Genomic DNA, 20,677 nt, shown 5'->3' with positions numbered 1-20,677 from the left:
GCGCAGGCCAGCGAAGATGCCTAGCCTGGGGGCACGATGACTGCGCACGATCCGCACCCGGCGACGCCGTGGTCGCGCCGCCCGGTGACCGATACGGCGGTGGCGCTCGTCGTCGCGGTGCTCACGGCGACGGGCGAGTTCGGTACCGACTTCTTCGGGCCGACGCTCGCCGGGCTCGACGGGGTCCCGCCGCTGTGGCTGGGCCTCCCGCTCGCCGTCGGAGTCGGGCTGCTGACCAGGTGGCGGCGTCGGCTTCCGGTGATCGTGCTGGCGGGAGCACTGCTGGCCAACGCCCTCGTGCCGGCGCATGCGGCCGTCGCGGTCGCGCTGTACACGCTGGCCGAGCGCACCACCGCCTGGCCCAGGGTCACCGCCGGTACGTTGGCGTCCGCCGTCCTGGTGGGCGTCCCGCTCTGGCGGTTCGCCGGAGCCGACGGCGCGATCCCGATCAGCATGGCGGTGTGTGTCGCGCCGGCGCTGCTGGGCATGTACGTCGGCACCCGGCACGAACTGGTGGAACGCATCCGGGAGCGGGCGGAGCGCATCGAACGTGAGCAGCAGCAGCGCGTCGCCCGGGCCCGCAGCGACGAACGGGCTCAGATCGCCCGGGACATGCACGACCTGGTCACGCACCGGGTCGCGTTGATGGTGCTGCAGGCCACCGCCCTGGAGGTGGCCGAGGGCGAGGAGGCGGTCACCATCGGGAGACAGATCGGAGCGACCGGCCGCGAGGCACTGGCCGAACTCCGCTCCCTGGTGGCGGTCCTGCGCAACGACGGCGACGCTCCGCTCGCTCCGCACCCGGGGCTCGCCGAGCTGGACGTCCTGATCGAGGAGTCCCGACAGGTCGGCATCCCCGTCACCCTCGACGTGACGAACCCGGCGGGGGAACGGCCCCCGCTGCTCGTGGAGCACACGGCCTACCGGTTCGTCCAGGAGGCGCTGACCAACGTGCACAAGCACGCACCGGGGGCACCGACCCGGGTGCGCGTTCAGAAGACCCCGCACCTGCTGCGACTGTCGGTCAGCAACGGCCGGGGGCGGCCGCCCGCCGATGCCTCGCTGCCGGTCGGCGGCCACGGGCTGCTCGGGCTCGCCGAGCGGGTGCGGCTGGTCGGCGGCGAGTTCACCGCAGGCCCCACCGCCGACGGTGGCTTCGAGGTGACCGCCGAGGTGCCGATCTTCCGGTGGGAGGAGCGATGACCTCTCCAGCCAGCCCGATCAAGGCCCTGATCGTCGACGACGAATGGATGGTGCGTTCGATGCTGCGCACCATCATGGAGGCGGCACCTGACATCACGGTGACGGGGGAGGCGTCCGACGGCGTCCAGGCCGTCGACCTCGCCCGGACGCTCCGGCCCGACGTCGTACTCATGGACATCCGGATGCCCCGGGGCGACGGGTTGACGGCGACCGAGCGGATGGCGCGGCTCGACCCGCCGCCGTACGTCGTCGTGCTCACCACGTTCGACCTCGACGAGTACGTGCACACCGCGCTGCGCAACGGCGCCGTCGGGTTCCTGCTGAAGGACGCGACGGCCGACGACATGCTCGCCGCGGTGCGCAGCGCGGCGCGCGGCGACGCGATGATCTCCCCACGCGTCACCCGCCGGCTGCTCCGGACGTTCGCCGAGCCGACGCCGGACCGGCACCGCGACGCCGGGCGGCGGCTCGCCGTGCTCACCGGGAAGGAACGGGAGGTGCTGGTCGCTGTCGGCGGCGGTCTGTCGAACACCGAGATCGCCGCCTCGCTCTACATGAGCGAGGCGACGGCGAAGACCCACGTCAGCCGGATCCTCGCGAAGCTGGGCCTCGCCAACCGGGTGCAGGCGGCGATCCTGGCGCACCAGGCCGGCCTGCTCGACTGATCCCGGCCCGGCCCAACCCGGTCCGGTGCGCCAGATCGTTGTCTCTGGCGCAACGATGGTTGCCGGAACCGTCGTTGATCGTTGTCTCGCGGTCACGCAAGGTGGTTGTCGAAACCTCCGCACAGCAAAGGACGACGACGTGACGTACCGAAAGATCGTGGCGGGCCTGTTCATCTCCGCCGACGGCGTGGTGAGCGCACCCGAGCAGTGGACGTTCCAGCACATGACCGAACAGGCCACGGCGACCATCGGCGCGATGATCGCCGACGCCGACACCCTGCTGCTGGGCCGCCGCACCTACCAGGAGTTCGCCGGGTACTGGGCAGCCCAGACCGGCCCGATGGCCGACGCCCTCAACGGCATCCACAAGCTCGTGGCCTCCACGACGCTGACCGTGGCCGACTGGACCAACAGCGAACTGCTCGACGGCGACCTCGTGCGGCGGGTCACCGAACTCAAGGCAGCACCCGGCCGCAACATCAACATCTCCGGCAGCGTCTCGGTCGTCCAGACCCTGTTCGAGGCCGGGTTGATCGACGACCTGCACCTGATGATGTTCCCCGTCGTGCTCGGCGGCGGAACCCGGCTGTTCCCGGCGGACGGCAAGCGCGTCGCCATGAACCTCGAGGACTCCACGACGTTCGAGAGCGGCGTCGTGCACCTGCACTACTGGATCGGAGGCTGACCAATGTCGTTCCAGGCGTACCTCGATGCCATCGAGGACAAGACCGGCAAGACTCCCCGCGCCCTCGTCGACGAGGCCAGGCAGCGCAACTTCGACGCGGCCGACGTGAAGGCCGGGGTGATCGTCGACTGGTTGAAGAGCGAGTACGGCCTCGGGCGCGGGCACGCGATGGCCCTGGTCCACGTGATCAAGAAGGGGCCGAAGATCAGCACGAAGCACGTCGGCTCAGCCGGTTCCCACCGCGACGCCACCGACACCCTGTGGCTCGACGGCAAGGCCACCCGCCCGACCTGACAACGACGTCAACCGTTGCGGTGCCGCATTCTCGCAACGGCGGGGCGGCTGCCTCCGAAGGTCGCCCGACCGGGCGGCGGCGCCGGGGGAGGGCAGCAGCCGTCCACCGCCCTGGACGCGGCCATGGTCAGCCCGCTCCGCCGTCACACCCGCCCGGCCGCAGTCGTAGCACCGGCACCTGCCCGGCCGTCCGGTAACCGGGAAACCGGCGGGCGGAATCTTGATCCGGGTCGCGGCGAGCGGGCACGATCGACCGGTGACGACGCGATGGGGAATGACGGTGCCGCTCGGCGGGATCCCGCTGGCCGATCACGCGGCGGTCTACGCCGCCCTCGACCGGGCCGGGTTCACCGACGTCTGGTCGGCCGAGGTGAACGGGGCCGACGCGTTCACCCCGCTGGCGCTCGCCGCCGCCTGGCAGCCCCGGCTACGCCTGGGCACCGCGATCACCCCCGCGTTCACCCGGGGGCCGGGGCTGCTGGCGATGAGCGCCGCCGCCCTCGCCGACGCCGCCCCCGGCCGGTTCGCCCTCGGCATCGGCGCCTCTTCACCCGTGGTGGTGGGCGACTGGAACGCCGTCCCGTACACCGAGCCGTTCCGCCGCACCCGGGACGTGCTGCGCTTCCTGCGCGCCGCGCTGGCCGGCGAGACGGTGGACGGGGCGTACGACACCTTCAGCGTGCGTCGGTTCACCCTGGAACGGCCGCCCGCGACGCCGCCGCCGGTGCTGCTCGCCGCGCTGCGTCCCGGCATGCTGCGGCTGGCCGCCGCCGAGGCCGACGGGGTCATCCTCAACTGGCTGGCCGCCGACGACGTACCGCGGGCGCTCGGCGCGACCGGGCAGCAGCGGCCCGGGTTCGAGGTGGTCGCCCGGATCTTCGTCTGCCCCACCGAGGACGCCGCGCACGCCCGCGCGCTGGGCCGCCGGCTGATCACCAGCTACCTCACCGTCCCGGCGTACGCCGAGTTCCACCGCTGGCTGGGTCGGGAGGAGGTGTTCGGGCCGATGTGGCGGGCCTGGGCCGCCGGCGACCGGCGGGGCGCCGGCGCGGCGGTGCCCGACGAGGTGGTCGACGCGCTGGTGCTGCACGGCTCGCCCGAACGGTGCCGGGACCAGGTCGCCCGGTACGCCGACGCCGGGGTGGACGTGCCGGTGCTGGCCCTGCTGCCCACCCCCGAGCTGGCCGCTGGCGGCGCCGCGGCGCTGGCCGACCTCATCGGCCGGCTCGGCCCCGCCCGGGTAGCGGCGGCCGGCGGGCGGGAGAGCTGAGGTGAACCTGACCGACCGGATCGCCGTGATCACCGGTGGGGCCGGCGGGATCGGCGCGGCGCTGGCCCGCCGGTTCGCCGCCGAGGGCGCTGCCGCCGTGGTGGTGGCCGACCTCGACGCCGACGGCGCCGACGCGGTCGCCGCCGGCATCGGCCCGGTCGCCCACGCCGTCGCCGTCGACGTCACCGACGAGAAGCAGGTCCGCGCGCTGGTCGCCGACACCGAGCGGCGGTACGGCCGGATCGACCTGTTCTGCGCCAACGCGGGCGTGGCCACCGGCGGGGGAGTGGACCTGCCCGACGCCGACTGGGACCGCGCCTGGCGGGTGAACGTGCTCGCCCACGTCTACGCCGCCCGGGCGGTGCTGCCCGGTATGCTGGCCCGGGGCGGGGGCTACCTGCTGGCCACCTGCTCCGCGGCCGGCGTGCTGACCGCAGTCGGCGACGCCCCGTACACAGCTACCAAGCACGCCGCGGTCGGCTTCGCCGAATGGCTCGCGGTCACCTACCGAGACCAGGGCGTGCGGGTCAGTGCGCTCTGCCCGCAGGGGGTGGACACCCCGATGCTCGCCGAAGGGCTGGCCGCCGGGCACCTGGGCGCGCGGGTGATCGCCGCCTCCGGGGCGGTGCTCAGCCCCGACCAGGTGGCGGACGCGGTGATCGCCGGGCTGGCCGAGGAGCGCTTCCTCATCCTGCCGCACCCCGAGGTCGCCGGGTACGCCCGCCGCCGCGCCGAGGACCCCGACGGCTGGCAGGCCGGACTGCGCAAACTCGTCCGCCGCCTGCGCGGCTGAGGCGCCGCCGCCCCGGCTTGTGCCACGGCGGCACACTGCACCCCATGGAGGCTGTCCTCGGTTCACTGGTCGGAGGAGTGCTCGCCATCGCCGGTGGGCTGCTGGTGGCGCTGGCGACCGTCCGCCATGACCACCGCCGGTGGCAACGGGACGCGCAGCTGAAGGCCGCCATCGACCTGCTGTCGGCGCTGCAGTCCCTGGTGCGGCGGCTGATGAACCTGGCGTACCTGGAGGACAAGCGCGGCGACGAGGCGGCGGCGGCGATGGCGGACTACCGGGAGGCGACGATCGCCTGGAACAGCGCGATGTACGCCGTGCTGTTGGTTGGTTCGCCGGCCGGCACCGCGCTGGTGCCCGACCTCGACCGTGAGGTCGACCGGTTGTGGGAACGCGCGATGGCCCGCCGGTGGACCCGCGCGGAGTTCCGCGAGGAACGCAAGGCCCTCGGCCAGCTCGCCGCCCGCTACCTGGCCACCAACCGCACCCTGTCGGGTCATGACGGGATCGCGCTGCGCTCGCTGTGGACCTGGGACGAGTCCCCCGCCGCGGTCACGGATCGCTGAGTTCGGCCCGGCCGGCGCGGTGTCGCCCCGGTCACCGTGGTCGCGGCCGCCTCAGCCACCCGGGCAGCGGGTGTCGCCGCCGCTGCGCTCCTGGCAGACGGTGGGCGCCGGGGGCGGGGGCGGCGGCGGGTTCTGCGTGCGGTACGCGTCCGCGGCCACCGGCGCGCCGAGCGCGCCGAGCACGATCGCCACCGCCAGGTAGACCGCTCCGGTGCGGACCAGGCGACCGGTGAACGCGGCGACGGCGACGAGGATCGGCCCGCCCACCGCCACCACGGCCAGCACCAGGGTCGCCCGGGCTCCTTCCCGGTCCGCCGCCCGGCTTCCCTGGCCGGAGTGCTGGTCGGCCCAACCCGCCAGGCCGATGCCGAACCACCACCACAGCGTCGCGAGCACCGCGACCACCCAGGCCAGCGTGAGGAGGGCGACGGTGGTGGGAGCCCAGCGCGAGGTGGCGGTCGACGTCATGCCGCGACGATAGAGTCGCTGGCCGCCGGCGCGCCTGAGTGCCGATACCCAGCTCGACCGGTGGGCGCCGCCTCGCCGGAACGTCCGCCGGGCGCCTGTCGGGGAGAGCGCCCGCGTCGCCGGGTGCGCCGGGCGCCTGGTCAGGAGCCGAAGCCCGCCTCCAGCTCGGCGAGGGCCTGGTCCATGACCTGGATCGGGTCGGCGCTGCGGTCGCTGGCCAGCCAGGTGGACATCGCGCCGAGCAGCGCGCCGCAGCAGGCGCCGGCGTACGCCCGCAGCCGCGCGCTGCCCGCCGGCTCGCCGGTACGCGCCGCCGCCGCCTCGGCGATCAGGTCGAGCGTGGTCACCATGTTGTCCAGCAGCCGCATCCGCACCGCCGGCACCCGCATCATCAGATTCGCCCGCTGGAGCATCTTCTCCCGCTCGGCGTCGTCGAAGTCGGCGAGCGCTTCGCGTAGCCCATACCGCATGGCGGCCACCAGGGACAGCTCCGCCGGCGCCTCGGCCAGGTGCCGGCCGAAGATCGGGTCCCACTCGTCCTGGAGGACGACGTCCTCCTTGGTCTTGAAGTACCGGAAGAAGGTGCTCGGCGAGACCTCCGCCGCCGCCGCGATCTGGTCCACGGTGGTGTCCTCGTACCCCTGCTCCCGGAACAGCCGCAGCGCGTGCTCCTGGATCGACCAGCGGGTCTTCTGCTTCTTGCGCTCACGCAGCCCGGGTGAACTCATGGGCCGATTCTTCCTCGGTCGGCGCGGCCGGCGCATGGTTGGGCAGGAAGGCGGCGGCGAGCGCCGCGCCGGCCAGCGCCACTCCGACGCAGACCAGCAGCACCGCCGACATCGCGTCGAGGTAGGCCGCGCGGGCGGCCACCAGCAGCGCCGGGTCACCCGCGCGCGCGGCGAGGGCCGCTGCGCCGGCCACCGAGTCCCGGGCCGCCTCCGGCGCGCCGGTCGGCAGCCCGCCGGCGTACGTGTCGGCGAGCACGCTGCCCAGGACGGCCACCCCGACGGCGCCGCCCACCTGGCGCAGCGCCTGCGACAGCCCGGTACCGGCGCCCGCCTTGGCCGGTGGCAGCGCGCCGAGCACCGCGTCGACCGCCGCGGTGAGCGCGAGCCCGGTGCCGAACCCGATCACCGCGAGCCAGCCCGCCACGACGCCGTACCCGGTGCCGATGTCGGTCGCCGCGCCCCAGCCCAGGCCGCCGGCGGCCACGACCAGGCCGGCCAGCACCGGGATCTTGCTACCGAGGACACCCACCAGCCACTCGGCGACCTTGGCGGCGACGATCATGCCGGCCATCATCGGCACCAGCCGCAGTCCGGTGCCGAACGCGTCGTGACCGCGCACCACCTGCAGGTACTGGGGCAGCACGAACAGCAGCCCGAACAGCGCGAAGGCGGCCAGCGTCGCGACCACCGAGCCGAGCAGGAACCGCCGGCTGCGGAACAGCGTGAGGTCGACCATCGGGTACCGGGCGCGCAGCTGCCAGCCGACCAGGGTGGCCAGCAGCACGGCGCCGCCGGCGAGGGCCGCCAGCACCACCGGGTCGCGCCAGCCGCGGACCGGACCCTCGATGATCCCGTACACCAGGGCCACCAGGCCGAGCGTGGACAGGATCGCGCCCGGCACGTCGACGGGGCTGCGGGCGGGGTCGCGCGACTCGGGGATCAGGACCGCGACCGCGACCAGGGCGAGCGCGGCGACCGGCACGTTGACCAGGAACACCGACCCCCACCAGTAGTTGTCCAGCAGGTAGCCGCCGACCAGCGGACCGAGCGGGACGCCGGCTCCGGCGGCGGCGGTGAGCGAGGCGATGGCCTTGCGCCGGTCAGCCGCCGCCTCCGGGAAAAGAACGGGCAGGGTGGCCAGGGTCACCGGCGTGAGGATCGCCCCGCCCACCCCCATGATCGCCCGGGCGGCGACGAGCTGCGCCGGGTCGGTGGTGAGGCTGGCCAGCGCCGAGGCCGCGCCGAAGAGCAGCAGGCCCACGACGATGAACAGTCGGCGCCCGTACCGGTCGGCGAGCGCGCCGGCCGGCAGGAGAAGCCCGGCGAAGACGACCACGTAGGCGTCGACGATCCACTGGAGTTGGCTGGTGCTGGCGCCGAGTTCCGCCCCGAGCGTGGGTAGCGCGACGTTCAGGATCGTCACGTCGAAACCCACGGTCAGCATGGCCAGCACCATCGCCGCGACGGCCCACCAACGACGCGTCCCCTGCATGACACCGCCTCCTATATGAGAGCAACTGTCTTATGACAGTAACTCTCAAAATTGCCGGATCGCGATGCTTGAGCGACAGATGTGCTGGCGGTCACACGCGGCCGTCGGTCCCGAGTCCTCGCCGCGACCGGATGCAACCGGTCTGAGCCGGCCGCGCGTGTAGCCAACGATGGAAACCTCACCTAAGCCGTCCGAACGGCTGCTCCGACCGGAAACCCGCGACGGCTCACGACGACCGACCACCACACGCCGTGCCTTCCTGGCGATGGCGGCCGCGCTACCCATGGCCGGTTGCGCCACCACCCCCGCGTCCGGCCCCACCGAAGCCGCTTCCGCCACCACCGCTGCTGCCACGGCCAGCCCCGCCGCCACCCCGCCGGACCAGCCACACCACCGGCTGACCGAGCTGGAGCGCCGGTACGACGCGCGCCTCGGCGTGTACGCCCTCGCCACCGGCACCGGCGCCACGATCGCCCACCGGGCCGACGAACGATTCGCCTTCTGCTCCACCTTCAAGGGCCTGGCCGCCGCGGCCGTGCTGCACGGCAACCCGCTGTCCCACCTGGACACGGTCGTCCGGTACACCGAGGACGACCTGATGAAGAGCTCCGCCATCACCAGGCGGCACGTCGCCTCCGGGATGACGATCCGCCAGCTCTGTGACGCCGCGGTCCGCTACAGCGACGGCACCGCCGGCAACCTCCTGCTGCGCGACCTCGGCGGCCCGGCCCGACTGACCGCCTACCTGCGCGGGCTGGGTGACCCGGTCACCCGGATGGACCGGTTCGAGCCGGACATCGTGACCGCCATCCCCGGCGACCCCCGCGACACCACCTCGCCGCGCGCGATCGGCGCCGACTACCAGCAGATCGTGCTGGGTGACGCCCTGCCGCCCGACAAGCGTGCCTTCCTCCGCGGCCTGCTGGAACGCAACGCCACCGGCGCCGGCGCCAAACGCGTCCGGGCCGGCGTACCGAAGGACTGGACCGTGGCCGACAAGACCGGCACCGGCGACTACGGCACCCTCAACGACATCGCCCTGGTCTGGCCACCGGGCTCGGCGCCCCTGGTCATCTCGATCATGTCCAGCAAGGCCACCCGGGAGGCCACGTACGATCAGGCACTCATCGCTGACGCCGCCGCCTACGTGGTGGCCACCCTGACCTGAGCGGCCGGTGCCCACGCCCCGCCCGACCAGACCAGAGACAGCACAGCAGCGCGCCGGGCGCGCCACACGGGGAGACAACGCCAGATGACCCACTCCGCCACGGCCCGCGTGACCGGACCGGCCGCCGCACCACCGCCGGGCCGGCGACGCGCCCGCTGGCTGCTCACCACCGGCCTGCTGACCGTGCTGCTGGCCGGCGCCTCGCTGGTAGCGGTGGAGCCGCTGCGCCACCCGCTGCCGGAACCCACCGTGACCCGGATGCTGCCCGCGTCGACGGTCATCCCCGGCACCGCCCCGACGATCCCGTGGCCGCAGCGGGGACAGGCCGCCCTCACGGTGGACGGGCTGGGCTCGCTCGGCACGTCGGGCGGCCGCGACCCGGTGCCGATCGCGAGCGTGGCCAAGGTGATGACCGCGTACGTCATCCTCACCGAGCACCCGCTCGACCGGGGCGAGCCCGGACCGCGGCTCACGGTCAGCGCGGCGCAGGCCGCCGCGTACCCGGGGGAACTGGCGCGTGGGGAGTCCCTGGTGCCGGTGGTGGCCGGCGCGGTCCTCACCGAACGTCAGGCGCTCCAGGCGGTGCTGCTTCCGTCGGCGAACAACATGGCGCGGATCCTGGCCGCCTGGGACGCCGGCAGCGTCGAGGCGTTCGTCGACAAGATGAACGACACCGCCGCCGCGCTCGGCATGGCCGACACCCACTACACCGACCCGGCCGGGCTCGACCCGGGCACCGTGAGCACCGCCGTCGACCAGGTGATCCTGGCCCGCAAGGCGATGGAGCTGCCGGCATTCGCGGAGATCGTGGCGCAGCGGACGGCCACCTTGCCGGTCGCCGGCACGGTGAAGAACTACAACTCCCTGGTCGGCAAGGACGGCGTCGTCGGGATCAAGACCGGCTCCACCGACGAGGCCGGCGGGTGCCTGGTCTTCGCCGCCGTCGTCACCGTCGGCGGCCGCAAGCTCACCATCGTCGGCGCCGTCCTCGGGCAGCCCGGGGCCAACACCCCCGTGCAGCTGGACCGGGTGTTCCGGGCCACCCGCCCGCTGGTCCGCACCGCCGCCAAGGCGATCGGGGAGCATCCGGTCGTGCGGGCCGGCGACCAGATCGCCACGGTACGCGGACCGCTCGGCGCCAGCACCACGATCAACGCCAACGAGGACCTGACCGTGCTGGGCTGGCCCGGCATGCCGGTCCGGCTTGACCTGGACATCCCGGCCGTACCGGCGCGACTGCCGGTCGGCGCCGAGCACGGCCGGCTCACCGCGGCCGCTGGCGACGGTGCTCCGGTCACCACCGCCCTGCGCACCGGCGAAGGGCTGGAGCCGCCGAGCACCTGGGACCGCATCCGACACCACCGCTGACCCAGACCCGCGACCTGAAAGGTTCTCCACCAGCGACGCGATCTCGCCCAGCAGGGAGTTGGCTGATGGTCGGGCTGAGATCTATTTCTTGATCCGATAGCGCAGGTGGGTGACGTGCGGTGATTCGATCACGGCGGTCGCTTCGAGTTCGATGTGGCCGGTGTCCAGGTGGTCGAACAGTCGGGTTCCGTTGCCGAGAAGGACTGGTACCAGTTGGAGTCGGATCTCGTCCACGAGCCGGTGGCGAACGAACTGGCGGGCGGTGGTGGGTCCGCCCATGATCAGGACGTTTCGGTCACCCGCCGCTTGTCGTGCCAGGCGGAGCGTGTTGTCGATGCCGTCGGTGATGAACGTGAACGAGGCGCTCTTCATGACCAGTTCCTCGCGTGGTTCGTGGGTGAGCACGAAGCACGGCACCGGGAACGGGGTGTCCTGCCACAGATCGACCCCGACGTCGAAGGTTCGTCTGCCGATCACCACGGCTCCGGTCGTGGTGAACACTTCCCGCGCCTGCTCGGCATCGACGCCGGCCGTGGAGACGCCGTCGGCGGCTACGGCCCGGTCGGCGTCATCATGGAACAGCCATTCGTGCAACCGCTCGCCACCTCTGCCCATCGGCTGTTCGACGGTGATACCCGGTCCGGCGGCGAAGCCGTCCAACGACACGCTCATGTTCAGCAGGGTGTGTCCCATCGCTTCTCCTCGGTCTTCGTTGGTCGGTCATGCTTGGCCGCCGGTGAGACCGGCGTGCCGCTGGCGCCATGCGGGTACGAGGACGGTGATCAGCACGGCGGCGGTGCAGACGAATCCCGCCGAATACCCGATCGGACCGAGCAGGAGGCCGAAGCCGACGGCCCCGACCCCCAGTCCACCGTCGTAGGCCATGTTCCACAGTGCACTCACCCGAGCGAAACCGGAAATCGGCACGCGGGCGAACATCAGGGCCAACGTCACGTGCTGGGCCACGCCGAACCCGATGCCGAACAGCCCGGCGCCGGCGATGACCGCCAAGCGGTTGGGTGCCCACGCGAGCGCGGCGGTACCCATAGCGACCGCGACTACTGCGGGCGGGAGCATGCCGCCGCCGTACCGGTCGCCGTAGCGGCCGGCCGCCCAGCGGGCCAGCGGAGTGGTGCAGGACTGCACGAGCAGCGCCAGCGCGGCCAGTCGATGCGATGCCGCAGAGAGGCTGAGCGGTAGGAACGTCAGCAGTACGCCGGCTACCAGCGCCACGGCGGCGAAAACCACCGCCGGTCCGGCAAGACCACCTACGTCGGCCGTGTCACGTTTCGTCGCGGTCGGTGCGGAGCCGGCCCGCGCAGGCTCGGTCAGCGCGGACTCCCTCGACGCGGACCCGGTCAACGCGGACCCGGGCGGCGCGGTACGCCCCGGCAGGCCGGGGACGGCCAACAAGGCAAGCAACGCCAGGACGGCACCGGCGAGGAAGACGGGCCGGTAGCCGAGGTGTCCACTCAGCCATACGCCCGCTGGGAGGCAGGCGATGGACGGGACACCGACGGCCGCGCCATACAGACCCAGGCCTTCGCTGCGACGACCGGCCGGCGTTAGCTCCGCAGCCAGGGCCGCACCGGCGACGAAGACGATCCCCAGGCCCGCGCCGCGCACCAGGCATACCCCGAGCACCAGCGGGGGCCACGACGAGATCGGCAGCACGGCAGCCGGTAACCCAAGGACCAGCAAGGCCAGCGAGACGACAGTCCGGTAACCGTACCTGCGGATCCAGGCCGGTGACGCCAGCTCGGCAAACACCGTGCCGAGCATCAGAACGCCGGTGGAAAGACCCGCGCCCACCCCGCCTGCGCCGGCCGCTGCCGCGTAGGACGGGACAACCGGCATCAGCAGGTAGAAACTGCCGAGCGCGCCGAGCGACGCGACCAACAACCGGACCATGGGGCCGGTCACGATCGGCTGGACCGACCTCTTCTCCACCATTTTCGCCGCTGCGGCTGGCGAGGGCTGAACCATGATCGAACGCTAGAGCGGCGACCGGCCCGGCAGTAAGGTCCAGTTTCATGCCGACTGAGCGGACCAGTTTGGGTCCGGAACTGCTTCTGCGGGTTGACCGGACCCGGCCAGAACCGCTACGCGACCAGCTTGAACGTGCCCTGCGGGAGGCTATCCGCGCCGGTCGGCTGCGCGCTGGCGACCGCCTCCCGTCGTCGCGCATGCTGGCCAGAGACCTTGCCGTCTCGCGCGGTCTGGTCACCGAGTGCTACGCCCAACTGCACGCCGAGGGCTACCTCGCCGCCGTCCCTGGCTCGGCCACCCGGGTCGCCGCGACCGCCCATCCACCGCAGGCCGGATCGACACACGTCACCCGCAGCGCACCGACCAGAATCGACTTCCGGCCCGGCGTGCCGGACCTGTCGAGCTTTCCCCGCGACGAGTGGACCCGCGCCGTGCGCCGCGCCTGCCGTCATGCGCCCGCCGATGCCCTCGGCTACCCCGATCCGTACGGCTACCGGGTGCTGCGCGACGGGCTCGCCGCCCACCTTCGGCGAGTGCGCGGCGCCGCCGCCGACCCGGATCACCTCGTTGTCTGCGCCGGATTCGCGCAAGGCCTGCAACTGCTCCTGCGCGTCCTGGGCGACAAGGGCGTACGGACGGTCGCCGTCGAGGACCCCGGTGATCCAGACCATCACGCCATCGCCACGATGCTGGGTCTGAAGGTCGTCCCCGTACCCGTCGATGACCACGGCATCGACGTCGACGCCCTCGCCGCGACCGATGCGCGCGCCGTGATCCTCACCCCGGCGCACCAGTCGCCCACCGGGGTCGTACTGGCTCCCGAACGACGCCACGCCGTCATCGCCTGGGCCACCGCCCGGGATGCCACGATCATCGAGGACGACTATGACGCCGAGTTCCGGTACGACCGCGAACCGGTTGGCGCCGTGCAGGGCCTCGCCCCCGACCGGGTCGCGCTGCTCGGCTCGGTCAGCAAGTCACTGGCACCGGCGCTGCGACTTGGCTGGGCCCTCAGCCCGCCCCACCTGGCGGCGGCCGTCGCGCGACACAAGCAGCTCGCCGACCGCGGCTCACCCATCATCGACCAGCTTGCCCTCGGCGAACTACTGAGCAGCGGCCGGTACGACCGCCATCTGCGCCACATGCGCCGCCGCTACGCCGCCCGCCGCATCGCGCTCGTGCAAGCGCTACGGCAACACGCACCCGACATCGAGCTTCGCGGCCTGGCCGCCGGTTTCCACGCCGTGGCTGACCTACCCGCCGGTGCCGATGAGCACGCCATCGTCGAGGCCGCCCGCCGCCGATCCGTCGGCCTCTACGCCATGAGCCACTACCGTATGACGGCGCCGCCACGCGCGCCGCAGCTCGTGCTGGGCTTCGGCAACCTCACCCCAGACGCCATACAGGAAGGCATCAGCATCGTCGCCGACCTCCTGCACGCCACCTGACAGCGTTGAGCGAGGCGATGCAGGACAAGTAACGCGCAGTTCGCCACCGGCGGTTGAGCTGCCGCGCCGCCCGTTCCCGAGGGCGAAGTGATGTCGCGGGTGACTCCGGTCGACCGAACGCCCATGCCGTCCACTGGATCGCCGATAGCGGACCGATCCTGTCCGCTGGACGTGTCAGGGTGACTACATGGACGGCCACCTCGACCGGGGCCCGGTACCGGTGCCGCGTATGCACCGGATCCACCATCGGTCCGGGGGTCGCCCGTCACCCGACATCCACCCGCACCCGGAACCCGCTACGGACGGAGCAACCCGATGAGCCGCCACATCCAGGTCACCTTCGACGCCCACGATCCGCGGGCGCTGTCCTCCTTCTGGTGCGAGGTGCTCGGCTACGTCCACCCCGCCCCGCCCGGCGTCGACCTGCCCGAGGGCGCCGACCCGCTGGCCGCGTGGGACGACTTTCTCGCGCGGATCGGCGTACCCGAGGAGCAGCGCAACACCAGATCGGCGATCGAGGATCCGGACGGGCACGGCCCGCGACTGTTCTTCCAGCAGGTTCCGGAGGACAAGGTCGCCAAGAACCGCGTCCACCTCGACGTCCGGGCCGCTCCCGGCCTGGCGGGAGAGGAGCGGATGGCGGCGCTGGAACGCGAGTGCGAGCGGCTCGTCGCGCTGGGCGCGAAGCGTCTCCGTCGCCACGAGCCCGAATTGCCGTTGAGCGCCGGCCACATCGTGATGGCCGACCCCGAGGGCAACGAGTTCTGCCTGGACTGACAAGGTCGGCGGGGACCTCCCGACGGTACCGTTGCCGGGTGCCCGAACTGATCGCGCCCACCGCCCGCCTGCACACCGCCTGGTTGGAGGCACACGCGGAGTGGGGCCCGGGGCAGCACGAGGACGGATTCGGGCTGGACCCGTCCGACGACGTGACCTCGCCGGCCGGCTTCGCCGCGTGGGTCGCCCGGCTGCTGAACCACTCGGATCCGGCGAAGCCGTTGGACGCCGGCAAAGTGCCCTGCACCTACCGGTGGATCGTGGAGCACGACCGGGTGCTCGGCGGGATCGCGCTGCGGCACGGCAGCAACGACTACGTGCGGTGGGCCGGGCACATCGGGTACGGCATCAGGCCGTCCGCGCGTCGGCGTGGGCTGGCGACCTGGGCGCTGAGCCGGATGCTGGCGGAGGCGCGGACGTTGGGCCTGGATCGGGTGCTTGCGGTCTGCACGGTCGACAACGCCGCCTCGGCGAGGACGATCGAGCGGTGCGGCGGCGTCCTCGAAGGCGTCGGCGAAACCCGGTTCGGCCCGGCCCGGCGTTACTGGATCGACCTCTGACGGCTGGTCAGCGGGCGCTTGATGCTCGACTGTGGACTGTTGACGGAGGAGTCGTCGCGGCCGGGCGGGGACTGGGCGCGAAGAAGTGTCGGTCCGGTCTGGCACGCTGACCGCCGTGGTGATGATTGGCGTCGTCGATGAGACGACCTCGGGTCGCGAGCAGGATTCGTGGCACCTGGAGATCTTCGAGGAGCGGCTGTCGCTGCGCGAGGTCATCCGTCGCCGGGTGTTCCAGGAGGTTGCCGAGCACAACGCCCGGCGCTCGGGCCCGTTCCAAGGTTTGGTGCAGCCGTCGGAGACCGAGCGTGCGCTCAACGGCCCCGACCGGTACGCGCATCGCCCGGTCGACCCGCAGGGCCAGTACGAGCGCGCGGTGGAGGCGTTCCGTCGCAACGGTTTCGTCGTGCTCGTCGACGACCGGCAGGTCGATGACCTCGACGCGCAGGTCGACCTGCGAGCGGGCACCGAGATCACCTTCCTCCGCCTCGTTCCCCTGGTCGGTGGCTGATGACCGCTGTGCTGCCCGACGCGGCCCTGTCGCCGTATGCCGCCGGCCTGCTGCGGCTGCTGACCGTTCCCGAAGCGGCGGCGGACGAGCCGGTCGCCGGTCGACTGGTGGACGCGTCGCGGCTCAGCGACCGGGAACTCGGCGTGCTGCTGGCCGCCGCCTATCGCCTGCTGCCGCTGGATCCGGCCCACTGGGTGAAGCTGGGCGTCATGGACGCGTGCCGTGACCGGCAGCCGGCGTTCACGCCGGAGTCCTGTGCCGCCCTGCTGTCCGCGCTGGTGGACGAGTTGGCGCAGCCGGGGGGCTCCGGCAATCCCGTGTTGGCCGTCAGAGCGCTGCTCCGGTGCGAGGGCCCGTTGCCGGAGGAGGCGGCGCGGTCGGCCAGGAAACTGGTCAGGGCACTCGGCGACCGGCACCGGGTTGACCACCCGTACGCGCTGATGGCCCTCGCCGGGCTCGGCGGCGGGATGACCTCCTGGATCGAGAGCAAACTTCACGCCCGGTCGCTGCCCGGGATCGCCCGCGACGAGGCGGCGGTGATGTCCGCGCTCGGCCCCATCGCCCAGGCGCTGCTCGCTGAGGCGAGCGGTGAGCGCACGTACCACTCGCCGCCGCATCTGCCGGACATCTGGCAACGACTGGCCGACCTGCCCGAGTACGCGTCGTTCGCGCACCGGGCGCTCGACGCGGCGCACCGCCGGGTCGCCGACATCCAGGCCGGCAGGGTCCCCTACCAGGCGGATGCGGCGTTCGCGCGGGAGGAGGTGGCGACGCTCGGCCGGGCGGTGCGGGTCGCCCTGCTGCGGGACGAGCCGTGGGTGACGCAGCCGTTGCGACAGCTCGCGCTGGGCGTCGCCGTGGCGCCGACCGCCGCCCGGACGGCGCCGTCGCAGGCGTTGCTGTACGAGGTGGCCCGCGCCGTCGCGGACTTCCCCACGCCGGAGGCGTTGGACGCGCTGCGGGCCGCCCGCGCCGTCGCCCGGCACAAGGGCGTCCACCGGCAGCTCGACCGCGAGCTGCGGCGGATCGAACGGGCGCTGGGGGACCGGCCCGACGTGGCGTTCCGGCTACCCGACCTGGGATTCGGGCCCGACGGCGTCCGTACGGTGACCGTCGGCGGATACGAGGCGGTCGTCACGCTGTCCCACGACGTCGACCTGACCTGGCGGCGGCCGGGCGGCAGGGCGCTGGCGGCCGCCCCGGCAGCGGTGCACCGCGACCACCCCGACACCGTGAAGGAGCTGCGCGACCTGGTGAAGCAGGGCCGGGCGCAGCTCGCGACGGTGGCCCGGTCCCTGGAGCTGGGCTTCACGGCCGGCACCACGCTGCCCTACCGGCGCTGGCGTGACGAGTTGGCGGCGAACGGTCTCGGGTGGAGCGTGGTGCGCCGCCTCATCTGGGAGGTGCCGGACGCGTCCGGCCGGTGGCGGTCGGTGCTGCCCACCGGCGACGGGTTCGCGGAGCTGGACGGCACGGCCGTGCCCGCGCCCGACCCGGACACCGACATCCGGCTGTGGCATCCACTGCACAGCTCCGCCGAGGAGATCCAGCGCTGGCGCGACGAACTCACCGATCGCGAGCTGCGGCAGCCGTTCAAGCAGGCGTTCCGGGAGGTCTACCTGCTGACGCCGGCCGAGCAGCAGACGGAGACCTACTCCAACCGGTTCGCCGCGCACATCGTCCACTACCGGCAGCTGTACGCGCTGATGCGGGGCCGCGGTTGGACGTGTTCCCGGCTCGGGCCGTGGGACGGCGGGGACACCGACGACGCGTACCGGGTGCTGCCGGGCGGTGCCTGGCGGGTCGGGTTCCGGCACGACTACCGCGACGAACAGCCGGACGGCGTGGAGTGCGGCAGCACCGACCGGGTGTGGTTCGATCGCCGGGTCGGGGGCGCCTGGCGCACCGCACCGTTGGCCGACGTGCCGGCCATCGTCCTCAGCGAGGCCATGCGCGACGTGGACCTGTTCGTGTCGGTGACCTCGATCGCCGCCGATCCGCACTGGATGGACCGCGGCGACGATCTCCACGCCGACTACTGGCGCCAGGCGAGCCACGCCGAGCTGTCGGCGACGGCGCAGACCCGGCGGGCCGCGCTGGAGCGGATCATCCCGCGGACGAATCTCGCCGACCGGTGCGAGCTGACCGAGCGCCATCTCGTGGTGCGGGGACAGCTGAACACCTACCGGATCCACCTGGGCAGCGGGAACATCCTGATGGAGCCGGGCAACACGTACCTCTGCATCCTGCCGGCCCGGCGCGGACCGCAGGAGTCGGTCTTCCTGCCGTTCGAGGACGACCGGCTGGCGCTGATTCTCAGTAAGGCGTTTCTGCTCGCCGAGGACGCCCGGATCACCGACCCGTCGATCGTGGCCCAGCTGCGCGCCGCCCGTTGAGCACAGGTCGGACTGGGGCTGTGGCATGTTCGGTCCGCCGGCTGCCGGGCCGAGCCGGCGCGGTGCGGGTCGGGCCGGCACCGCGCGGCGCTGCGGGAAGTTGATCTGACAGCGCCGCGTGTCGGGGGTGGGTCGCCGGCCGGCTGGCCGGTCGCGGGTCAGTCGGCGAAGCGGCGCCAGGCGTCGTCGGCCACCGCGTGGACGCTGTCGCCGGCGGCGACGAGGTCGGTGGCGGTGAACTGTTCCACCGCGCCCGCGCGCCAGCGGACGGCCCGATGCGCGAGGTCGGCGTACTCGGGAAGGAGCCGGGCGAGGTATTCGCCCGCGGCGGCCTTCGAGATGATGTCGCCGTGGGCCAGCGTGTGGTGCGAACGCGGGGGGCCCAGCACGAACCAGGTCACGATCCCCGGGTCCATGACCGTGTCGGGGGCCACCTCGGCCATTTCGGCCGGGAAGGTGGCGGCGCGCTGCTGCCAGTACTCCCGCAGGTTGTCCAGGTTGTACCGGCGCAGCTGCTCCGGATCGACCCGGATCCCGAGGTCCGCGACGGCCGGGCCGCGGACGTGGATGCCGTACCGCCGCAGGGTCAACCACAGCACGGGCGTCAGCTCGCCGCAGGGCTGGTCGGTCCGGAGCGTGCCGTCGACCACGAACGGCACGACCGGCCGGTCGGTCGCCCAGGCGCGGGCCATCGCGGGGTCGAGGTAGACCCCGTCGAGGTGGGGTGACCGGGGCATCCCGGCATGGATCTTCGCGAGCCGGGCGAGATCGTCGCCGGTTGCCGGACGCGACGTGAGGATCACCGTGTCGACGTCACTGGCGTGGGCCTGCCAGGCGCCGAGCGCGGCGGACCCGACGAGGTAGAGGCCCCGTACGTAACCGGGCAGGGCCTGATCGACCGCGTGGAGATACCGGCGGATCAGCTCCTCGATCACGCGACCGACCGTAGCAACGGCCCGGCGGCGACGCGGTACACCCGGCCGGTCAGGGGCGGGGCGATGGGCTCGGGTGAGCGTCCCGGGTCAGGCGGCTTCGCCGGAGACGGCCGGCGCCAGGGTTGGCTCGGGAGCGGCCGGTTCCGCGCCGGCCCGGCGGATCGGCGTGAACAGCCCGCTGATCGCGACCAGCAGGCAGCCGCTGCCCGCGACCAGGGCGACGGCGGTGACGCCGTACCGGCCGGCGGCCCAGGTCAGCACGGCCGCGCCGGCCGGCCCGAGCGAGTAGTGCGTGCTCCAGAACGCCGAGGTGACCCGGCCGAGCAGGTGGTCGGGGGTGATCTCCTGGCGCAGCGACATGGAGCAGATCCCGCCGACGCTGACGCCGCACAGGTACACCGCGGTCAGCACTGTGACGGCGGGCACGTTCCCGGCCAGCCCGATGCCCCCGATGGCCAGGCCGCAGGTCGAGAGGGCGCCGACCCAGGTGACGCCGAAGCCGCGCCGGCGGCGCAGCGGCGCGACCAGCAGCGCCCCGGCGATCGTGCCCAACGCCGCCAGGCCGAGCACGGTGCCGACGGTGCGGTCGGAGCCGCCGAGGTCGTGCTTGACGTGGTAGACGAGCACGTCGGTGAAGCCGTACGTCAGGAAGATGAAGACCGACAGCAGCACGGTCAGCGAGCGGAGCACGGGCTGACGCCAGAGGAACCGGGCGCCGGCGAGGAACTCGGCGAGCCGCCCGGTGGTGCCGGTCGGCTCGCCGTCGTCGGCCCTGCGGAGCCGGACCAGCCAGAGTCCGGCGGCCGACAGGGCAAAGCTGGCCGCGTTGATGGCGATGGCCGCCGTCGGGCCGAACCGGGCGGACACCACGCCGGCGAGCAGCGGCCCGCCCACGGCGGCCAGCGCGTACGCCGCCTGCAGGCGGCCGTTGGCCTCGGTGATCCGGTCCCGGTCGACCAGGTTGCGGACCGCGGTGACCGCGGCGACCTGGAACACCATGCCGGCGGCTTCGCAGATCGGCAGGACGACGAAGAGCAGCCAGACCTGCGGGCCGGCGAGCCAGGCCAGCGGGATGAGGCTGTAGAGGACCAACCGGGCCAGGTCGGCGGCGATCATCAGGGTGCGCCGGTCGTACCGGTCGACCAGCACGCCGCCGAAGACGCCCGCGCCGACGGAGGCGGCGCCGGCGACCGCGGTGAGCAGGCCCATCTGGGCGACCGATCCGGTGGCGTGCAGCACGAGCAGCGGCACCGCCAGGTAGGCGAACGCGTCGCCCGCGGCGGAGAGCGACTGGGCGACCCAGTACGTGCCGAAGTTGCGGTCACGCCACAGGGGAGAACGGACCGCGCTCATGCCGACGAGGGTAG

At 73.0% G+C, this 20,677-nt stretch carries 21 protein-coding genes; 14 read left to right on the top strand and 7 right to left on the bottom strand.

The genetic code is table 11. The annotated features are described in order from the left end of the window. Window positions 1–36 precede the first annotated feature (36 nt). The 7 genes from FHX32_RS20615 (at window position 37) to FHX32_RS20585 (ending at window position 5,473) form a co-directional block, all read left to right on the top strand. Window positions 37–1,203, top strand: coding sequence for a histidine kinase (locus FHX32_RS20615; RefSeq protein ID WP_208418909.1), 1,167 nt, complete (start codon window positions 37–39; stop codon window positions 1,201–1,203). Next, complete coding sequence (locus FHX32_RS20610; protein WP_167185460.1) at window positions 1,200–1,868, top strand: response regulator transcription factor; 669 nt, start codon at window positions 1,200–1,202, stop codon at window positions 1,866–1,868. The genes FHX32_RS20615 and FHX32_RS20610 overlap by 4 nt, the downstream gene beginning before the upstream one ends. 139 nt (window positions 1,869–2,007) lie before the next feature. Next, on the top strand, window positions 2,008–2,553 hold the full coding sequence (locus FHX32_RS20605; protein WP_486481209.1) for a dihydrofolate reductase family protein: 546 nt from the start codon (window positions 2,008–2,010) through the stop codon (window positions 2,551–2,553). Window positions 2,554–2,556: 3 nt separating this feature from the next. After that, entirely contained in the window at window positions 2,557–2,847 is a 291-nt protein-coding gene (locus tag FHX32_RS20600; RefSeq protein WP_167185457.1) for a DUF4287 domain-containing protein, read from the top strand. Window positions 2,848–3,121: 274 nt separating this feature from the next. Next, complete coding sequence (locus tag FHX32_RS20595; RefSeq protein ID WP_167186326.1) at window positions 3,122–4,117, top strand: LLM class F420-dependent oxidoreductase; 996 nt, start codon at window positions 3,122–3,124, stop codon at window positions 4,115–4,117. A 1-nt stretch (window position 4,118) separates the two neighbouring features. Next, window positions 4,119–4,910, top strand: a complete 792-nt coding sequence (locus tag FHX32_RS20590) for an SDR family oxidoreductase (RefSeq protein ID WP_167185454.1) — start codon at window positions 4,119–4,121, stop codon at window positions 4,908–4,910. Between the two features lie 44 nt (window positions 4,911–4,954). Continuing rightward, window positions 4,955–5,473, top strand: a complete 519-nt coding sequence (locus FHX32_RS20585) for a hypothetical protein (protein ID WP_167185451.1) — start codon at window positions 4,955–4,957, stop codon at window positions 5,471–5,473. 51 nt (window positions 5,474–5,524) lie between these two features. On the opposite strand, the gene FHX32_RS20580 is transcribed toward FHX32_RS20585, so the two are convergent. The 3 genes from FHX32_RS20580 to FHX32_RS20570 form a co-directional block, all read right to left on the bottom strand. Then, window positions 5,525–5,941 carry a DUF6234 family protein gene (locus FHX32_RS20580; protein ID WP_167185447.1) on the bottom strand — a complete coding sequence of 139 codons (417 nt, stop codon included), beginning with the start codon at window positions 5,939–5,941 and terminating at the stop codon, window positions 5,525–5,527. 140 nt (window positions 5,942–6,081) lie between these two features. After that, on the bottom strand, window positions 6,082–6,669 hold the full coding sequence (locus FHX32_RS20575) for an acyl-CoA-like ligand-binding transcription factor (protein ID WP_167185444.1): 588 nt from the start codon (window positions 6,667–6,669) through the stop codon (window positions 6,082–6,084). Further along, a complete protein-coding gene (locus FHX32_RS20570; RefSeq protein WP_167185441.1) occupies window positions 6,647–8,161 on the bottom strand; it encodes a DHA2 family efflux MFS transporter permease subunit in 1,515 nt (504 codons plus the stop codon). Before FHX32_RS20570 ends, FHX32_RS20575 begins: the two co-directional genes overlap by 23 nt. Window positions 8,162–8,426: 265 nt before the next feature. On the opposite strand from FHX32_RS20570, the gene bla reads away from it, so the two are divergent. Continuing rightward, window positions 8,427–9,329: a class A beta-lactamase gene (gene bla, locus FHX32_RS20565; protein WP_486481248.1), complete on the top strand. Its 903-nt coding sequence runs from the start codon at window positions 8,427–8,429 to the stop codon at window positions 9,327–9,329. 84 nt (window positions 9,330–9,413) lie between these two features. Continuing rightward, the gene (locus FHX32_RS20560) at window positions 9,414–10,697 is read left to right on the top strand and encodes a D-alanyl-D-alanine carboxypeptidase (RefSeq protein WP_167185433.1); all 1,284 of its coding nucleotides are present in this window, start codon (window positions 9,414–9,416) and stop codon (window positions 10,695–10,697) included. Window positions 10,698–10,778: 81 nt separating this feature from the next. On the opposite strand, the gene FHX32_RS20555 is transcribed toward FHX32_RS20560, so the two are convergent. Further along, window positions 10,779–11,390, bottom strand: a complete 612-nt coding sequence (locus FHX32_RS20555) for a dihydrofolate reductase family protein (RefSeq protein WP_167185430.1) — start codon at window positions 11,388–11,390, stop codon at window positions 10,779–10,781. Between the two features lie 27 nt (window positions 11,391–11,417). After that, entirely contained in the window at window positions 11,418–12,683 is a 1,266-nt protein-coding gene (locus FHX32_RS20550) for an MFS transporter (RefSeq protein WP_167185426.1), read from the bottom strand. A 47-nt stretch (window positions 12,684–12,730) separates the two neighbouring features. Here FHX32_RS20550 and pdxR point away from each other — a divergent pair, with 47 nt between their 5' ends. The 5 genes from pdxR (at window position 12,731) to FHX32_RS20525 (ending at window position 18,375) form a co-directional block, all read left to right on the top strand. Beyond that, on the top strand, window positions 12,731–14,134 hold the full coding sequence (pdxR, locus tag FHX32_RS20545; protein WP_167185423.1) for a MocR-like pyridoxine biosynthesis transcription factor PdxR: 1,404 nt from the start codon (window positions 12,731–12,733) through the stop codon (window positions 14,132–14,134). Window positions 14,135–14,449: 315 nt separating this feature from the next. Further along, on the top strand, window positions 14,450–14,911 hold the full coding sequence (locus FHX32_RS20540; RefSeq protein ID WP_167185421.1) for a VOC family protein: 462 nt from the start codon (window positions 14,450–14,452) through the stop codon (window positions 14,909–14,911). A gap of 38 nt (window positions 14,912–14,949) precedes the next feature. Further along, the gene (locus FHX32_RS20535) at window positions 14,950–15,471 is read left to right on the top strand and encodes a GNAT family N-acetyltransferase (RefSeq protein WP_167185418.1); all 522 of its coding nucleotides are present in this window, start codon (window positions 14,950–14,952) and stop codon (window positions 15,469–15,471) included. A gap of 121 nt (window positions 15,472–15,592) precedes the next feature. Continuing rightward, the gene (locus FHX32_RS20530) at window positions 15,593–15,979 is read left to right on the top strand and encodes a hypothetical protein (RefSeq protein WP_167186323.1); all 387 of its coding nucleotides are present in this window, start codon (window positions 15,593–15,595) and stop codon (window positions 15,977–15,979) included. Next, window positions 15,979–18,375 (top strand): DUF4132 domain-containing protein, encoded by a 2,397-nt coding sequence (locus tag FHX32_RS20525; RefSeq protein WP_167185414.1) that lies wholly within the window; start codon window positions 15,979–15,981, stop codon window positions 18,373–18,375. The genes FHX32_RS20530 and FHX32_RS20525 overlap by 1 nt, the downstream gene beginning before the upstream one ends. Window positions 18,376–18,533: 158 nt before the next feature. Here the strand turns inward: FHX32_RS20525 and FHX32_RS20520 are convergent, their stop codons facing one another. Together FHX32_RS20520 and FHX32_RS20515 are read right to left on the bottom strand one after the other, a co-directional pair. Beyond that, the gene (locus tag FHX32_RS20520) at window positions 18,534–19,310 is read right to left on the bottom strand and encodes a nucleotidyltransferase domain-containing protein (RefSeq protein WP_167185412.1); all 777 of its coding nucleotides are present in this window, start codon (window positions 19,308–19,310) and stop codon (window positions 18,534–18,536) included. 87 nt (window positions 19,311–19,397) lie between these two features. After that, window positions 19,398–20,663, bottom strand: a complete 1,266-nt coding sequence (locus tag FHX32_RS20515; protein WP_167185409.1) for an MFS transporter — start codon at window positions 20,661–20,663, stop codon at window positions 19,398–19,400. Window positions 20,664–20,677 lie beyond the last annotated feature (14 nt).

The sequence above is a fragment of the Micromonospora sp. CNZ280 genome (assembly GCF_011759515.1).
The sequence above is the reverse complement of the archived record's forward strand: the minus strand, read 5'-3'. Positions and strand labels throughout refer to the sequence as shown.

Excerpts from the sequence above, each read along its gene's own strand:
- FHX32_RS20580 (WP_167185447.1), bottom strand. The coding sequence starts at position 5,941 with ATGACGTCGACCGCCACCTCGCGCTGGGCTCCCACCACCGTCGCCCTC.
- FHX32_RS20600 (WP_167185457.1), top strand. The coding sequence starts at position 2,557 with ATGTCGTTCCAGGCGTACCTCGATGCCATCGAGGACAAGACCGGCAAG.
- pdxR (WP_167185423.1), top strand. The coding sequence starts at position 12,731 with ATGCCGACTGAGCGGACCAGTTTGGGTCCGGAACTGCTTCTGCGGGTT.
- FHX32_RS20570 (WP_167185441.1), bottom strand. The coding sequence starts at position 8,161 with ATGCAGGGGACGCGTCGTTGGTGGGCCGTCGCGGCGATGGTGCTGGCC.
- FHX32_RS20525 (WP_167185414.1), top strand. The coding sequence starts at position 15,979 with ATGACCGCTGTGCTGCCCGACGCGGCCCTGTCGCCGTATGCCGCCGGC.
- FHX32_RS20585 (WP_167185451.1), top strand. The coding sequence starts at position 4,955 with ATGGAGGCTGTCCTCGGTTCACTGGTCGGAGGAGTGCTCGCCATCGCC.
- FHX32_RS20560 (WP_167185433.1), top strand. The coding sequence starts at position 9,414 with ATGACCCACTCCGCCACGGCCCGCGTGACCGGACCGGCCGCCGCACCA.
- FHX32_RS20530 (WP_167186323.1), top strand. The coding sequence starts at position 15,593 with ATGATTGGCGTCGTCGATGAGACGACCTCGGGTCGCGAGCAGGATTCG.
- FHX32_RS20575 (WP_167185444.1), bottom strand. The coding sequence starts at position 6,669 with ATGAGTTCACCCGGGCTGCGTGAGCGCAAGAAGCAGAAGACCCGCTGG.
- FHX32_RS20610 (WP_167185460.1), top strand. The coding sequence starts at position 1,200 with ATGACCTCTCCAGCCAGCCCGATCAAGGCCCTGATCGTCGACGACGAA.
- FHX32_RS20540 (WP_167185421.1), top strand. The coding sequence starts at position 14,450 with ATGAGCCGCCACATCCAGGTCACCTTCGACGCCCACGATCCGCGGGCG.
- FHX32_RS20550 (WP_167185426.1), bottom strand. The coding sequence starts at position 12,683 with ATGGTTCAGCCCTCGCCAGCCGCAGCGGCGAAAATGGTGGAGAAGAGG.
- FHX32_RS20615 (WP_208418909.1), top strand. The coding sequence starts at position 37 with ATGACTGCGCACGATCCGCACCCGGCGACGCCGTGGTCGCGCCGCCCG.
- FHX32_RS20515 (WP_167185409.1), bottom strand. The coding sequence starts at position 20,663 with ATGAGCGCGGTCCGTTCTCCCCTGTGGCGTGACCGCAACTTCGGCACG.
- bla (WP_486481248.1), top strand. The coding sequence starts at position 8,427 with ATGGCGGCCGCGCTACCCATGGCCGGTTGCGCCACCACCCCCGCGTCC.
- FHX32_RS20555 (WP_167185430.1), bottom strand. The coding sequence starts at position 11,390 with ATGGGACACACCCTGCTGAACATGAGCGTGTCGTTGGACGGCTTCGCC.
- FHX32_RS20595 (WP_167186326.1), top strand. The coding sequence starts at position 3,122 with ATGACGGTGCCGCTCGGCGGGATCCCGCTGGCCGATCACGCGGCGGTC.